This window comes from Parajatrophihabitans canadensis (assembly GCF_053764775.1).
This window is the reverse complement of the sequence record NZ_CM132445.1, coordinates 870117-884785: the sequence shown is the minus strand read 5'-3', so window position 1 is coordinate 884785 and position 14669 is coordinate 870117. Positions and strand designations below refer to the sequence as shown.

The 14669-nt window shown below is 63.7% G+C and carries 13 protein-coding genes; 9 read left to right on the top strand and 4 right to left on the bottom strand.

The annotated features are described in order from the left end of the window. Positions 1 to 252: 252 nt before the first annotated feature. Positions 253 to 1131, top strand: a complete 879-nt coding sequence (locus ACSMXN_RS04265; RefSeq protein WP_196811276.1) for a patatin-like phospholipase family protein — start codon at positions 253 to 255, stop codon at positions 1129 to 1131. A 55-nt stretch (positions 1132 to 1186) separates the two neighbouring features. Next, positions 1187 to 1969, top strand: a complete 783-nt coding sequence (locus ACSMXN_RS04260; RefSeq protein WP_022913334.1) for an NRDE family protein — start codon at positions 1187 to 1189, stop codon at positions 1967 to 1969. A 12-nt stretch (positions 1970 to 1981) separates the two neighbouring features. Here ACSMXN_RS04260 and ACSMXN_RS04255 read toward each other — a convergent pair whose 3' ends face one another. Together ACSMXN_RS04255 and ACSMXN_RS04250 are read right to left on the bottom strand one after the other, a co-directional pair. Then, a complete protein-coding gene (locus ACSMXN_RS04255) occupies positions 1982 to 2965 on the bottom strand; it encodes a MerR family transcriptional regulator (RefSeq protein ID WP_035943831.1) in 984 nt (327 codons plus the stop codon). Positions 2966 to 3040: 75 nt separating this feature from the next. Further along, the gene (locus ACSMXN_RS04250; RefSeq protein ID WP_155958373.1) at positions 3041 to 4039 is read right to left on the bottom strand and encodes a MerR family transcriptional regulator; all 999 of its coding nucleotides are present in this window, start codon (positions 4037 to 4039) and stop codon (positions 3041 to 3043) included. A gap of 274 nt (positions 4040 to 4313) precedes the next feature. Between ACSMXN_RS04250 and ACSMXN_RS04245 the strand changes: the two genes are divergently transcribed. Continuing rightward, positions 4314 to 5156, top strand: a complete 843-nt coding sequence (locus ACSMXN_RS04245) for an ANTAR domain-containing protein (protein ID WP_081649108.1) — start codon at positions 4314 to 4316, stop codon at positions 5154 to 5156. Between the two features lie 21 nt (positions 5157 to 5177). Here the strand turns inward: ACSMXN_RS04245 and ACSMXN_RS04240 are convergent, their stop codons facing one another. Together ACSMXN_RS04240 and ACSMXN_RS04235 are read right to left on the bottom strand one after the other, a co-directional pair. Beyond that, entirely contained in the window at positions 5178 to 7826 is a 2649-nt protein-coding gene (locus ACSMXN_RS04240; protein WP_455407766.1) for a bifunctional acetate--CoA ligase family protein/GNAT family N-acetyltransferase, read from the bottom strand. 74 nt (positions 7827 to 7900) lie between these two features. Continuing rightward, the gene (locus ACSMXN_RS04235) at positions 7901 to 9097 is read right to left on the bottom strand and encodes an acetoin utilization protein AcuC (RefSeq protein ID WP_022913329.1); all 1197 of its coding nucleotides are present in this window, start codon (positions 9095 to 9097) and stop codon (positions 7901 to 7903) included. 385 nt (positions 9098 to 9482) lie between these two features. Between ACSMXN_RS04235 and ACSMXN_RS04230 the strand changes: the two genes are divergently transcribed. The 6 genes from ACSMXN_RS04230 (at position 9483) to ACSMXN_RS04205 (ending at position 14438) form a co-directional block, all read left to right on the top strand. Continuing rightward, positions 9483 to 9788: a hypothetical protein gene (locus ACSMXN_RS04230; protein WP_022913328.1), complete on the top strand. Its 306-nt coding sequence runs from the start codon at positions 9483 to 9485 to the stop codon at positions 9786 to 9788. Then, positions 9785 to 10642, top strand: coding sequence for a hypothetical protein (locus tag ACSMXN_RS04225; RefSeq protein ID WP_022913327.1), 858 nt, complete (start codon positions 9785 to 9787; stop codon positions 10640 to 10642). Before ACSMXN_RS04230 ends, ACSMXN_RS04225 begins: the two co-directional genes overlap by 4 nt. A gap of 91 nt (positions 10643 to 10733) precedes the next feature. Then, the gene (locus ACSMXN_RS04220; RefSeq protein ID WP_022913326.1) at positions 10734 to 12713 is read left to right on the top strand and encodes a fumarate reductase/succinate dehydrogenase flavoprotein subunit; all 1980 of its coding nucleotides are present in this window, start codon (positions 10734 to 10736) and stop codon (positions 12711 to 12713) included. Then, the gene (locus tag ACSMXN_RS04215) at positions 12710 to 13459 is read left to right on the top strand and encodes a succinate dehydrogenase/fumarate reductase iron-sulfur subunit (RefSeq protein WP_022913325.1); all 750 of its coding nucleotides are present in this window, start codon (positions 12710 to 12712) and stop codon (positions 13457 to 13459) included. The genes ACSMXN_RS04220 and ACSMXN_RS04215 overlap by 4 nt, the downstream gene beginning before the upstream one ends. Positions 13460 to 13520: 61 nt before the next feature. Continuing rightward, on the top strand, positions 13521 to 14021 hold the full coding sequence (locus ACSMXN_RS04210; RefSeq protein WP_022913324.1) for a histidine phosphatase family protein: 501 nt from the start codon (positions 13521 to 13523) through the stop codon (positions 14019 to 14021). A 15-nt stretch (positions 14022 to 14036) separates the two neighbouring features. Next, positions 14037 to 14438 (top strand): DUF2237 domain-containing protein, encoded by a 402-nt coding sequence (locus tag ACSMXN_RS04205; RefSeq protein WP_022913323.1) that lies wholly within the window; start codon positions 14037 to 14039, stop codon positions 14436 to 14438. The last annotated feature ends 231 nt before the right edge of the window (positions 14439 to 14669 follow it).

Sequence of the window (14669 nt, the reverse complement as noted above, 5' to 3'; positions counted from 1 at the left end):
TCTTCGGGGAATCCGTGCTCGTGCGATGAGGCCGGACACACCTGGCCCATCAGGTCGAACTGTAATACTTGTGTGAAGGTGTGGCAATACACGGATCTTATTTCGTGATGCTTTTTGTCACAGCCCGTAATCATCAAATACGCACTTTTCGGATCTATCACTCGTTGCTGATTGCGGACAGCAATCATCTCGGAGACACGGTGAACCGCGCTTTCGATAGCTGGCGAACCCCAACCGCTAGTGTCAGCAACCGTGACCGATGCAACCGTGAGCAGGACGACTTCTGGTAGCAGAACTAAGGCCTTGGTTCTCGGTGGCGGCGGTTCCGTCGGCACGGCCTGGCAGACCGGCCTGATCGCCGGCTGGAACCAGCACGGCATCGATCTGACCGACGCAGACCTGATCGTCGGGACCTCCGCAGGCGCCGCGGTGGGTGTGCAGGTGGCGCTCGGCCACGAACTCGACCGCCAGCTCGATCGCTATCGCGCCGCGCGTGCTCGCCATGAGGCAGGCCAAGCAACCGCCGTCCTCAACTTCGACCCGGAACAGACGCGCCGGGTCAACGAGCTCTTCCTACGTGGTCACGATATCGGACGTTTCGACAAGGGCGTGCGGGAGGAGATCTGCCGCGCAGCAAGGGAAGCCTCGACCATCTCCGAAGAACAGTTTCTGACCACCTTCAAATACCTCAAAGGCGCGCAATGGCCGGCGAACTACGTCTGCACGACCGTCGACGTGGACTCGGCTGAGTTCGTCGCTCTGGACCACTCGATCGGCGGTGAACTCGATCACGGCGTTGCGGCCGCGGTCGCGGTCCCGGCGGTCTACCCGCCGATCACGGTCGCCGGCAGACGCTACATCGACGGTGGATGTCTCTCACCCACGCACCTCGATCTGGCGGCGGGCTACGACCGGATCCTGTTCGTCCAGATGACGGAGGTTCCGCAGTTCGAGCTGGACGCGGTAAAGCAGTCCGGCGCAGTGCTGCATGCAATCGAGCCTGATGCCGCCTCGGTGGCGGCGTTCGGCGGCAACCTGATGAACGCTGGCGCAGCCTTCGACGCCGCCGAACGGGGTTTGGAGCAGGGCCTCAGCTCGGCTGAGCAGATCGCCACGTTCTGGCGGAGCTGAGCCACTCGGCTGCTCGGGGGGCCGAGGCCGCGGTCGGCTGGCTAGAGTTGGCACCGTGTGCACCGTTGTTTGCCGTTCGGCCCCGGGCGAACTCGCACCGGTACAGATGCTGGCGCTGCGCGATGAGGTAGCCAGCCGAGCGTTCGATCTTCCCAATGCGTGGTGGCCGGGACAACCGCAGGTCGTCGGTGGCAGAGACCAGCTCAGAGGTGGCACCTGGTGTGCGGCTGACGTGCGCTCGGGCGTTGTTGCTGTGGTGCTGAACCAGCCCGATCGTCCGAAGGGTGAGGACGGCGCGCCTAGTCGCGGGGCGCTGCCTCTGCTTGCCGTCACCGAGCTTGACCAGTGGCCACAACACATCGACGTTGCGGCAATGGCTGGCTTCAATCTCATTCTCGCTACGCCCGATTCGCTGACCTGGTGGTTCTCCGACGGCAACGGTCTGGTGCGACACGTTTTGGACGCCGGCACCTACCTGTTCAATCCGCGGGGCATGGCGGTGCCGATCCCCGACGAGCGGTTCAGCAAGGGATCGGCGCATTTCGAAGACGAATCCGGCAACCTGTCGAGCGCATTCGGCGGCGTCACCGATGCGGTCTGGGCGGATTGGCTTCCAGTCATCGAGGAGCGTGAGCCCAGCGAGGATCCGCTGGCGATGCTGGTTCGTGTCCCTCGCGACGGCGACATCTTCGAGACCGTGTTCGGCCAGTTCATCGCTATCCGGCCAGGGGCATTGCGGCTCGACTACGCGATCAGGCCGCACAACAGCCAGCCGTGGACTCTCGCGCAGTGGCGGCTCGCCGCTGACTCCACCGCAACACACGCAGCGGCGTCATAGCCGCCGAGCTTGTTACTCGGACTTAGTCAATGCGAATTCGATGAGATCGCAGGCACCTTGCAAGCGGCTACCCAGGTACCTGCCCGGGATATTTCGTCGGCTGCGGGGCGAATTGAAAGCATTGCCGGCGTAGAAAAGGCTCGCGCCAAGTTCGTCGACGGACTGTAGCGACTGCACGGCCCGGCGCCGGCTGCTGTTCATGTGAGAGACAACCACGACCCCACCGGCATCGCTGGCCAGCGTCGCCGTCCGCAGCGCCACCTCAGAGGTGCGAGCACCCAACAGTCGGCACGGCCAGTACCGATAGCGCAGAAGTACCCCGAGCGCCTCCAAACCGATCGTGTGCAGATCGGTCGGCCCGCACGCCAGCACGATCCGATGACCATGCCGTGGCGCGGGGGCAAATGCGTTCAGCCCTTCGAGCCACCCGCGTGCAGCCTCGGTAGCAAGATGCTCCTGTGCTACGTCGCAGCGCCCGGTCTGCCACCAGAAGCCGACCTGCTGCATCGCGGGCAGGAGCACGTCGTCCAGACAGGATCCCAGGCCCAGTTCGAGCCTGGCATCGGACAGCGCGTCGCGGATCGCGATCGGGTCCGAATGCTTCGCCGCGTCAAGGACATCTGTAACGAAGACGGTGGCAGGCCCGGACAGACCCAGCATCGCGCGTACCGATTCCGCGGCCAGACTCGCTCGCTTGCCTCTGGCGATCTCGTCGCGCATCAACGCCAGGGTCTGAAGCTCCGTCGTTGAGTACCGGCGGTGCTTGCGACCAGTCCGGGTACTTTCCGGGATGCCGTATCTCAGTTCCCAGGACCGCAGGGTGGGTATCGGTACGCCCAGCTGTGCCGAGACCTCCCCGATCGGCGTGCCGCGGGCCGCATCACGCTCGGGGTCTTGCTCGACCTCTTGCTCGACCTCTTGCTCGAACTCGTCACGAACCTCTTGACCAGCGTGACGGCCAGCGTCTGCGCTGTCATCAGTCTCGCTTGCTGACATGATCTCACCGCCCGATCCGACTGCCCGGTTAAAGCTTGGCACTCGAGAGGCGAGCGTGCATAGGTTAACGTCGCGTCAGGTTACCTGCACACCGCCGCGAGCCAACGTCGTCTCGATCGTGGCGGCCGCGCGCTGGAGGCGGGTACCGAGATAGGTTCCGGGCAGCCCTGCGCGATCACGGCTGCGAACAAAAGCATTTCCTGCATAGAACAAGGGCGCGCTGAATTCTGCCGCAGCCAATACTGATTCAACGGCGCGATTCCGTGCCGCTCGCAGGTGGCTGGCGATCACGATGCCCGCGGCGGCGTTGGCGCGCAGTGCGGTCCTGAGCGAACGGACGGATGTCGGCGAACCCAGCAGCCAACAGCTCCGTGCCCGATACCGAAGCAACACGGCGAGCGCTTCGAGACCGAGCGAGTGCCGATCTGCTGGCCCGCAGGCGAGCACTACGGGCGCCGTCTGGTTGGGTGCGGGCGCGAAGGCCGCCAGCCCCTCCAGCCACCCACGCGCCACTTCCGTCGTGAGCCGCTCTTCTTCCACCTCACATTCGCCGGTGCGCCACCGAAGACCGACTTCGCGCATGGCGGGAAACATCACGTCGTCGATGCAGGCGCCGATTCCGAGCGTTCGCTCAGCCCGGGTCAACAATTCGGTGACTCCGCGTGGATCCGAACGATGCGAAGCCACCAGAAACTCCTCGACGAAACCACTCGCCAACCCGGCAACACCCAGTACGTCGCGTGCGGATTGCGCCGCGACTCGGGCTCGTTTGCCAGCAGCGATCTCATCGCGCATCAGCCGCAGGGCCTGCAGCTCGCGTGCCGTATAGCGCCGGTGTCGACCGGGCGTTCGGGAGCTTTGGGTTATGGCGTAACGCAATTCCCACGATCGAAGCGTCGGGATCGGAACACCCAACTGATCCGCGGCGTGAGCAATCGGCACGCCGGTCTCTGTCTGGCCTGCGAGAACGTCGCTGGCAAGCTGTTCACTCGCAGGCTCATCGTTGGCAGGCTCATGGTTGGCAGGCTCATGGTTGGCAGGCTCATGGTTGGCAGGCTCATCGTTGGCAGGCATCGCGTGAATCACTGCCTTCTCGTCACGTACCGCGGGACCGGCTGGTACGTCATCATCTTGGCCAGATCAGCGCACGCTATACAAGCTCTTCGGACGCAGATCCACTTTGCATAGCTTTGCTACTGGTGGTGCGCACCGGTTTCAGGAACTATTCACCCGGGCTCAACCCGGCAGCCCAGTATCAACCGGACGCGGCTCGCTGCAATCAGCATGCGAGCGCAGCTGACCGCGCGGGCAACCACCCAAGCTGCCCGCGCCGAACCCCGGAGCTACCATGACAGACCTGTGTATCCCGCTGAGCGATGCAGCACCTGGGCCGGAACAGCCAGTACATATTGCCGATGTACTCCAGGCGATGGACCAGATTGTGGCCTCTGCGGAACCATTGATCGTGTTCACCAGTGTCGCCGAAGCTTGCGTGCCGCTCGTCTGCGACGCCGTGACGGTGTCCTTGGTCGGCGCGGGCGAGAAGACCCAGCGAATCACTTGGCCACGTTCACCGGATGACCCGGCTGACAGTGCGGGTCGCGTGCTGATCCCGATCACGTCAGACGCGATCGGCCCAAACGGGGTGGCCGGCGCACGCTGCCCCGATTTCGGCGATCTCGCGCTGGAATATCGCGGGACCCTCGAGCTCCGGTTCCACCCGCCTCGTACAGTTTGGAGCACCGACCTCATCGGCCACCTGATTGTCGAACGTGCCCAGGCAATCATTCATCAGGAGCATCGGGCCGAATGCCTGCGCGCCGCCGAGGCGCGGATCGACAACCTCGATCGCGCTCTTACCAGCAATCGAGAAATTGGAATCGCCGTCGGTATCCTGATGGCAGCCCATCGATTCACGGCCGAACAGGCCTTCGATCTCCTACGCCGGGTCAGCCAGCACACTCACCGCAAGGTGCGCGAGGTCGCGCTGGACGTAGCCGAGGCAGGCTCCCTCGAATTGCCGTCGGGTGTGCCGCTGATCAGCAGCACCCGATCGAACAGCACCGGATCCACGTATAGCCAACGGCAGAAGGCCGATCTTGTCGGTGGGCCCGCCCGTAGCCGGTCCTACGTCCGCTGCCGCCCCACTCCTGGGCCCTCTGACCACAATGACGGCCTGCCGACGAGCTGAGTATTTAGAGGTTTGCTCGCCTCAGAGGCCGGGCAAGCGCCGAGCGCCGAGGTCACTGCGCGCCAGCGGTCGGGCCACCCGAATGCTCGCGCTGAGGACGTGCGCACCGTCCGGCGCGGCCACCACCGGGGTGAGGGCGCACTCCACGACCTCCGGCAGATCATCAGCCAGTCGCGACAGTCGCAAAGCCATCTCCGCCAGGGACGGAATGTCTGCCGGTTCAGCCCCGCCGTAACCAGTTAGCAGCGGGAAGGCCTTTGGCGCACTGATCAATTCGACCGCGTCCAGCGAAGTCAGGGGCACCACGGCGTATGCGCGATCATCCAACAACTCCGTCGCCACGCCGCCGACGCCGAACGAGACCAACGCACCGAACGAGCGGTCATCGTGCACCTCGAGAACCGTGTCAACGCCGCGCGGAGCCATTGGCTGGACAATTGCCACACCATCGACGGCGAGACCGAGCGAGTGCCAGGCGGTCTTGAGATCATGAGCGTCAGCCAGGTGCAACCGAACCGCTGTCGGGGTCTTGAGCGCAACCGGCCAGCCGAGTTGCTCGGCTGCCGTTTTCGCCGCCTTGATACCGGAGACGGTCACGCACGGAACCATCTCGATGCCGTAATGGCCCAACAGTTGTTGTGATTCCGCGATCGAAAGCAACCGTCCGTTCGGTGCCGCGGTCATGACTGATGTGATCAGCAAGCGGGCCGCGTCCAGGTCGACACCGCCGAGCTCGGGCACCCGCCCGGCATCGCGCCGTCGCCACGCCGCGTACCGAATGACGTGAGCGAGCGCGGCCACCGCCCGCTCCGGTGACGAAAACGACGGTATCGAACCTCGCATGGGCGCGAACTCGCCTGCGACGGCGAGCTCTGCCGGCACGCCGTCGAAACCGAGAAAGGTGCTCAAGACCGGCTTTGTCTGTCCGACAACCGCCTCGCGTAACTGTTGTGCGGCCGCGATCTCCTGACCTCGACGCATCGGCGGCACGAAGATGCTGACCACCGCGTCTACGTCATCGGCCTCGAGGGCTTCGCGCACCGCAGTGGCGAATACCTCGGTTGCGGCGTCCACCCCCACGTCGACCAGACGGGTCATCGACAGGCCAGCCGTGCTGAGCGCATCGGCCACCAGCACCGCAAGCGCAGTCGAATGACCAACCACCGCAACACGATCTCCGCTGGGCAGCGGTTGGGTAGTGAGCAGGATCGCCACATCGAACAGCTCGGCGAGAGTCTCCGTTCTGATCACACCCGATGCTTCGAACAGCGCCTGGACACTCGACTCCGGCACTTCGACAGTCGTGTGTTGCAGACCGGCAACAACCGAGCCCCGACCACTCTTGACCGCAACGATCGGTTTACGCCGAGCGAACCGACGAGCGAGGCGGGCGAACTTTCGAGGATTACCGAAACTCTCCAGGTACAGCAGGGCAATCTCGGTGCCAGGGTCGGCTTCCCAATATTGCAGAAGGTCATTACCTGATACATCAGCCCGGTTGCCAGCCGAGACGAATGTCGATACACCCAGACCGCGGCGGGCCGCCTCCCCCAATACCGCGACGCCGAGCGCTCCGGACTGGCAGAAGAATCCCGCGCGGCCACGCAGCGGCGCAACCGTGGCCAGCGATGCGTTCAGAGACACCTCGGGATCGGTGTTGATCACGCCGAGGCAATTTGGCCCGACCACCCGCATCCCGTTTGCCCGCGCATCGTTGATCAGATGCCGTTGCGCTTGCAGGCCTTCGGCCCGGGTGTCGTCATCACCGGACTCTCCGAAGCCGGATGAGATCACTACCAGACCGCGGACGCCCCGGGCACTGCAATCGGCGATGACATCGCCGACCGCCTCGGCGGGGATGGCCAGCACAGCAAGATCAACCGAGTTCGGGACGTCGGCCATGCTCGGGTACGCCAGCACGCCGTTGATCGAGCGCGAGTGCGGGTTGACGGGAAAGATCGGTCCGGTGAAGCCAGAACGTTGCAGATTCTCAAAGACGAGGTTGCCGATCTTGTTCTCGTCGGTGCTCGCTCCGATGACTGCCACCGAGGTCGGAAAGAGCAACCGCTCGATAGATCGGGATTCGGCCCGTTGCTCGCGCTCCAGCATGACCTTTTCGGTCAGTGCGGTAGCGGCGATGTCGAATTCCATGGTGACCTCGTTACCGTCGAACTGGCGGGTGGGCTGGTAGCCAGCGTCGAGAAATACCCGCATCATCTGGGCGTTCTCTGCCAATACCAGGGCCTCGAAGCGCTTGATACCGACCTCACGAGCCGCCGCCGCGAGGTGCTCGAGCAGTACCGATCCGATCCCGCGGCCTTGGTGGGCGTCTGCGACCACGAAGGCAACCTCAGCGGTCGTACTCGGCGCGGCACCCGGATTGCCCGCGGATAACCCCTCAAATCGTCCGATCGCAATCATCTCGCTGCCCAACCAGGCCGCGAGGGCAACCCGATCCCGATGGTTCACCCGGCTGAAGCGCAGTAAATCGCGCGGCGGGATCGTTGGGTAGGCCGAGAAATATCGAAGATAGCGGGTCCGGACGGACAGATTCCGGTGGAATTCGACGATGGCGTCGGCGTCGTCGGGTGTTATCGGCCGCAAGTGGACGGTGCCCCCGTCCGAGGCGACCACATCTGCTTCCCAATGCGGTGGGTAGTTGAAGCTCAATGACAGATCGGGCTGCTCGTCCGTCTTCTTCTTGGTGGTCTCGCTCGCGTCCGACCCCGACTCGGTCACCGGCGTCAGTCCCGCGGATCGTTCGGATCGAGGCCCAGCAACGGAAAACTTGCATCCCGGGTGGCCCAGATGGATCGATCGAGCCAACTCTCACCGCCGGGCAACCACTGCTGTGGCCGCGGATCACGGCCTTCGCCCATCAATTCCGGGAGTTTGGCGGTGACCCCACGCCGGCGCAGGTCATCAATCCAGTCATACGGAATCTCCAACCGCGGATCCAGTCGTTGTCCGGATACTTCCGCGATCAGATGCGTCCAGGTGCGCGGAACGCAGCGCAGCACACCATAACCTCCGCCGCCGAGGGCCAGCCACTTGCCGTGGCAGCTCTCGTGAGCCAGCCGGTGCAACTGCCCGTACGCGGCGCGCTGGCCATCGACGGTCAGGGAAAGATCGGCCAATGGATCTTCATGATGGGTGTCGCAACCGCATTGCGTCACCAGAATGTCGGGCTTGAAGGCTGCGACGGCCCCCGGCACGATCGCCGCGAACGCCTTTAACCACCCGTCATCGGCGGTCGCCGGCGGCAAGGCCAGGTTTATCGAGGTGCCCTCGGCGATACCGTGCCCGGTTTCGGTGGCAACGCCGGTGCCGGGATACAGCGTGCGGGGGTCCTGATGCATTGAGATCGTCAGCACCCGAGGATCGTCGTAGAACGCCGCCTGAACGCCGTCGCCGTGATGAACATCGATGTCTACATAGGCAACGCGCTGGGCGCCTGCGTCCAGCAGGGCGCGGATGGCGACCACGACGTCGTTGAGAACGCAGAACCCCGCGGCGGAATCGCGCATCGCGTGGTGCAGACCGCCGGCAATGTTGACCGCGTGCTGGGCGTGGCCCTGCCAGACCTGCATCGCCGCCAGCCGTGAGCCGCCGGCGATCAAGGCCGCCGCGTCGAACATGCCGGGAAAGACCGGGTTGTCGTCGCTGCCGAGACCATGCCCTAGGTACGACGGGTCCTTGCTCGCCCGGCGCACCGCGTCGAGATAATCCGCCGAATGCACGCCTAGCAACTGCTCGTCCGTCGCGGTGATCGGCTCTATGACGTTCAGCCGCTCCAGAACGCCAAGGCTTCGCGACAACGAGACGGTCAGATCGAGTCTGATCGGGGACATCGGGTGCTCGCCGAAGTCGTAGTGCAGATAGTCCGTACCCCAAACCAGGGTTGCGTCACACCCCTCGGCGGGCAGGAAATCTGGTCCCATAGCCCCCACCGTAATCGCCAGCGGCTGCGGGTGGGGACGGCGCCGTCTAGGGCCTGCCGGACGCGCCACCGCAATGCCGGGTGGGGCGCCGGGTGGGGAGCCGGGTGGGGGCCGGGTGGGGAGCTGTGTGGGCGGCCCCTTGGGAAGCCGGTTGGAGGGCCGTCTGCGCAAGCGCTGCGCGATGGGTCGCCGGGCGCTGTCATACGCGTCACGTAGTGACGTGTTCCGCAACGTCCGACCACGGAAATGCTTGGAATCTTGGGTGATCTTGGACATACTCACGGATGGACTCCGACAAACGCACCATGATTTGCAATGTTCTGGGCGGCTCCATTGCCTTTCCAATGCCTTTCACGACCTCACCCGTCGAGCGAGAGGGGCTTCGATGCCCACGTCCGTTGAACTCAGGACGCTGAACCACGTCGTGGACGAGCTACGCGGCGCAGTTCAGTCCCTACAGAACAAGTACGGCCAGGTCGCTGCGGTAAGCAGGCTCCGCAATGATCTGGAAAGGTTGGAACTCGACGTCAGCGATGTCGGACGACTTCCATCAGTGACCACAGCCAGCGATCTCGAGGGGCAGATGCAACCACTAACGGACGAGCCGTATGACCCAGCCATGTGGGCCGACGACGCAGACGACGAAGGCCTGGGCGGATTTCACGGCGGTTCCACTGGAACCGCCCGATGAGCCAAACGTCCCAAACCTCGGCAAACCAGACGCCGCCAGCGAGCCCACCAGGGCCTGGCGCATCAGGAACTGGGGTATTTTCGTCCACCCGCGCCCGTATCTCCGCTCGCACACTGCGCACTGACCGGTGGTGGGTACAGCAGCTGGTCACCGGTTCCATCCTCGGCCTGTTCGCCGTCTACGCAACGGTCCGGGCGTTCTCGAATTCGCACTACTACTCGTCGCCCTACCTGACGCCGCTGTACTCCCCGTGCTTGAGTACGAAGTGCGTCCCGGACTCGTCTGACTTCGGGACACCCATCGGGCACTGGTTCCCACTGTCGCCGGCGATCATCATCTTGATCTTCCCGCTCGGTTTCCGACTGACCTGCTACTACTACCGCAAGGCCTACTACCGCGCGTTCTGGTTTTCTCCGCCCGCCTGCGCCGTCGCCGAGCCGCACTCGAAGTACACCGGCGAAACCAAGTTTCCGCTGATCCTGCAGAACATCCACCGCTACTTCTGGTACGTCGCGATGATCTTCTCGGTCATCCTCACCTACGACGCGATTCTCGGTTTCCGCGACGGACACGGCAATTGGGGCCATATGGGCCTGGGTACCGTGGTGCTGCTGATCAATGCTGCCCTCATCTGGGCGTACACCTTGTCGTGTCACTCCTGCCGACACATCACCGGTGGCCGGTTGAAGCACTTTTCCAAGCACCCGACGAGGTACTGGGCGTGGACGCAGGTTTCCAAGCTCAACGCCAAGCACATGCAACTGGCCTGGGCATCGTTGGTCTGGCTCGTCGTGGCAGACTTCTACATTTTCCTGTTGGCAAGCAACGCGTTCAACGATCCCCGCTTCTTCTAACTCGCGTCCTGCCTGAGCAACCTGGCTCACCAGGCGGGCGTTCCCAGCACGATCACCCTCTACCCCGTACCTATCGGAGGCAACCGACCAGATGTCCGACTTCGAGGAACACAACTACGACGTCGTGATCATCGGCGCCGGCGGAGCGGGCCTCCGCGCCGCCATCGCCGCACGAGAAGCCGGTCTGCGCACCGCGATCATCTGCAAGTCCCTGTTCGGCAAGGCACACACGGTGATGGCCGAAGGTGGCATCGCTGCATCGATGGGCAACGCAAACTCGCACGACAACTGGCAGGTCCACTTTCGCGACACGATGCGAGGTGGCAAGTTCCTGAACAACCCCCGGATGGCCGAGCTGCACGCCAAGGAAGCACCGGACCGCGTGTGGGAGCTGGAAACGTACGGCGCCCTGTTCGACCGGACCGCCGACGGACGCATCAGCCAGCGAAACTTCGGCGGCCACGAGTACCCGCGGCTCGCCCACGTCGGTGACCGCACCGGCCTCGAGCTGATCCGAACCTTGCAGCAGAAGATCGTGTCGCTGCAGCAGGCTGACGGTCGCGAGGCCGGCACCACATCGGCAACGGCCGCTGATGGAAGTTCGAGTTCGGCAGCGCCGTTCAGTGACGAGAAGCTACGCGTTTTCCAAGAACTGACCATCACCGAACTGCTTCGCGATCCGTCCGGGGCGATCTCGGGGGCGTTCGGCTACTGGCGTGAATCAGGCCGCTTCGTGGTGTTCCGTACCCCCGCCGTCGTGCTCGCCACCGGTGGCATCGGCAAGTCCTTCAAGGTCACGTCGAACTCGTGGGAATACACCGGCGACGGCCATGCGCTCGCGCTGCGCGCCGGATCGACCTTGTTGAATATGGAGTTCGTGCAGTTTCATCCGACCGGCATGGTGTGGCCGCCCTCGGTGAAGGGCATTCTGGTCACCGAGTCGGTTCGCGGTGACGGCGGAGTGCTGCGCAACTCCGAGGGCAAGCGATTCATGTTCGACTACGTTCCTGATGTGTTCCGCAAGCAATACGCAGACAACGAGGCCGAAGCCGACCGCTGGTATCAGGATCCGGAGAACAACAAGCGGACGCCTGATCTCCTGCCTCGCGATGAGGTCGCCCGGGCGATCAACTCAGAGGTCAAGGCGGGCCGCGGTTCACCGCACGGCGGTGTCTTCCTCGATGTCTCAACCCGGCTGCCGAAGGAAGAGATCATCCGGCGGCTTCCGTCGATGCATCACCAATTCAAGGAGCTGGCCGATGTCGACATCACGGCCGAGCCGATGGAGGTCGGGCCCACCTGTCACTACGTGATGGGCGGGGTCGAGGTCGATCCCGATTCCGCTGCGGCGTCTAGAGTTCCTGGTTTGTTCGCGGCCGGCGAGGTCGCGGGTGGAATGCACGGGTCGAACCGGCTGGGTGGCAACTCGCTGTCGGACCTGCTGGTCTTCGGTCGACGCGCGGGAATCGGCGCCGCCGAGTACGTTGCCAGCCTCGGTGGCACGTACCCCGAAGCCTCCGAAGAGGCGGTCGCGGCGGCATCGACGGCCGCACTCGCGCCGTTCAAGATCGAAGGTGGCGAGAATCCCTATACCGTTCATCAAGAATTGCAGCAGACGATGAACGATCTGGTCGGCATCATCCGCAAGGCGTCCGAGGTACAAGAGGCGCTGGACAAGCTGGTCGAACTCAAGGCGCGAGCGCGCAACGTGAGTGTCGAGGGCCATCGTCAGTTCAATCCGGGCTGGCACCTCGCGCTGGATCTGCAGAACATGGTCGCGGTCAGCGAATGCATCGCCCGAGCGGCACTCATTCGCGAAGAGAGCCGGGGCGGGCATACTCGGGACGACTTCCCCGGTATGAGCGCTGAGTGGCGCCAGAAGAACCTGATCTGTTCGGCGACGTTCACCGCGGCCGGGCTGAACGCTATCGATGTCGTCGAGCAGCCGATTCCCGATATTCGCGAGGACCTGCTGGCGTTGTTCGACCGCGATGAATTGGCGAAGTACCTGACCGAAGCTGAGCTACCTCCCGAGACGGCAGCAGCTCCGACAGAGGGAGAACAAGCATGACGTACCAGGCGAAATTCAGGGTTTGGCGCGGTGACACCGATGGCGGCGACCTGCAAGATTTCAGCGTCGAGGTGAACGAGGGCGAGGTCGTCCTCGACATCATTCACCGGTTGCAGGCCACTCAGGCCTCTGATCTGGCGGTGCGCTGGAACTGCAAGGCCGGCAAGTGCGGCTCGTGCAGCGCGGAGATCAACGGACGGCCCCGGTTGCTGTGTATGACCCGCATGTCGACGTTCACCGAGGCTGAGACGATCACGGTCACGCCGATGCGGGCGTTCCCGGTGATTCGCGATCTGGTTACGGACGTGTCGTTCAACTACCAGAAAGCGCGAGAGGTGCCGGCTTTCGCGCCGCCAGCCAACCTCGCGCCAGGCGAATACCGGATGCAGCAGGTCGATGTGCAGCGCTCACAGGAGTTCCGCAAGTGCATCGAATGCTTCCTGTGCCAGGACACGTGCCATGTGGTGCGCGATCACGAAGACAACAAAGAGGCATTCTCCGGGCCGCGCTTCCTCATGCGCGTTGCCGAGCTCGATATGCACCCGCTTGATGCTCTGGACCGCAAGGATCAGGCTCAGGAAGACTTCGGTTTGGGCATGTGCAACATCACCAAGTGCTGCACCGAAGTCTGCCCGGAACACATCAAGATCACGGACAATGCCCTTATTCCAATGAAGGAACGCGTTGCCGACCGCAAGTACGATCCGCTGGTTTGGCTCGGCAACAAGATCATGCGCCGCCCGTAGCGAACTCGCCGACAATCGGTCAGCTCACCCAGGTGTGAGCTGGCCGATCTAGGCTGTGCGCATGGCGATCGAGCACACTCTGGTCATCCTGCGGCACGCCAAGGCGACCGAGCACGTCTCGGAGGGCGGCGCCTTTCGTGACCTTGATCGGCCGCTCGCGCCTCGCGGCCTGCGAGATGCTCAAGAAGCCGGCCGATGGCTGCGGGACAACCTCGGCGAGCTCGAACTGGTGGTGTGTTCGCCCGCGGTCCGAGCGCAGCAGACCTGGGAGTCAGCCTCGACGGCACTCGGCTACGCGCCTGAGTTGCGGGAGGAGGACGTGCTGTACGCCGAGCCGGTAGAAGATCTAATCGATCTCATTCACGAACTGCCCGCCTGGATGCGAACGGTGGCCTTCGTCGGCCACAATCCCGAGCTGAGCCAGTTGGCCTCGGCGTTGTCGGGCACCGAAACGGAGTTGAGCACTGCGTCCATCGCGGTGCTGGACTTCGAGATGCCGTGGACAGCCGTCGCTGAAGGCGCTGCCCGGCTGCGGGCGAGTGTGACGGCGCGGGCTCACTAGTGCGAGACTGAGCTCGTGACCGAGCAACGCACTGAGCTCAACGTGTTGGGTGGTCCCCTTGAAGAGTGCGGGACGGACCCAGTCACTGGATTCTTTCGCGATGGTTGTTGCTCGAGCGGTCCTGAAGATCTCGGCAGTCACACCGTGTGCGCCGTTGTGACGGCAGAATTCTTGGCTCATCAACTGCGCACCGGCAACGACCTGACTACACCGCGGCCAGAATATGGGTTCGTCGGTCTGCAGCCCGGCGACCGCTGGTGCGTGGTCGCGTCGCGATGGTTGCAGGCCTATGAGTCGGGCGTCGCTAGTCCGGTGGTGTTGGCGGCGACGAACGAGCGCGCGCTTGAAATCGTGCCGTTGCAGGCTCTTCGCGAGAACGCGGTGGATGTGCCGGCGGATCCGGGCTCGATCGTCTGACTTTTCCTACCTCTGAGGCACGCGTTTCCGAAGCGTTTGGAGCAGAACGGATCAATATCCCCACACTGGGCGAAGGGGACTGAAGAACACCTCGACTGAACTGCGGGGGTCCCTGGCGTGAACGACCGGTGAACGGCTGGAATTTGTGAGATGGATTACCTAGCACATCCTTGAGTGTTGTTGACTCCAAGATCGCCAGCGTGGTAGCGGACCCCAGTAAGACTGGTGGAT

Coding starts and splice junctions, on each gene's coding strand:
- ACSMXN_RS04255 (WP_035943831.1), bottom strand. CDS start 2,965: ATGTCAGCAAGCGAGACTGATGACAGCGCAGACGCTGGCCGTCACGCT.
- ACSMXN_RS04250 (WP_155958373.1), bottom strand. CDS start 4,039: ATGCCTGCCAACGATGAGCCTGCCAACCATGAGCCTGCCAACCATGAG.
- ACSMXN_RS04245 (WP_081649108.1), top strand. CDS start 4,314: ATGACAGACCTGTGTATCCCGCTGAGCGATGCAGCACCTGGGCCGGAA.
- ACSMXN_RS04235 (WP_022913329.1), bottom strand. CDS start 9,097: ATGGGACCAGATTTCCTGCCCGCCGAGGGGTGTGACGCAACCCTGGTT.
- ACSMXN_RS04230 (WP_022913328.1), top strand. CDS start 9,483: ATGCCCACGTCCGTTGAACTCAGGACGCTGAACCACGTCGTGGACGAG.
- ACSMXN_RS04225 (WP_022913327.1), top strand. CDS start 9,785: ATGAGCCAAACGTCCCAAACCTCGGCAAACCAGACGCCGCCAGCGAGC.
- ACSMXN_RS04220 (WP_022913326.1), top strand. CDS start 10,734: ATGTCCGACTTCGAGGAACACAACTACGACGTCGTGATCATCGGCGCC.
- ACSMXN_RS04215 (WP_022913325.1), top strand. CDS start 12,710: ATGACGTACCAGGCGAAATTCAGGGTTTGGCGCGGTGACACCGATGGC.
- ACSMXN_RS04210 (WP_022913324.1), top strand. CDS start 13,521: ATGGCGATCGAGCACACTCTGGTCATCCTGCGGCACGCCAAGGCGACC.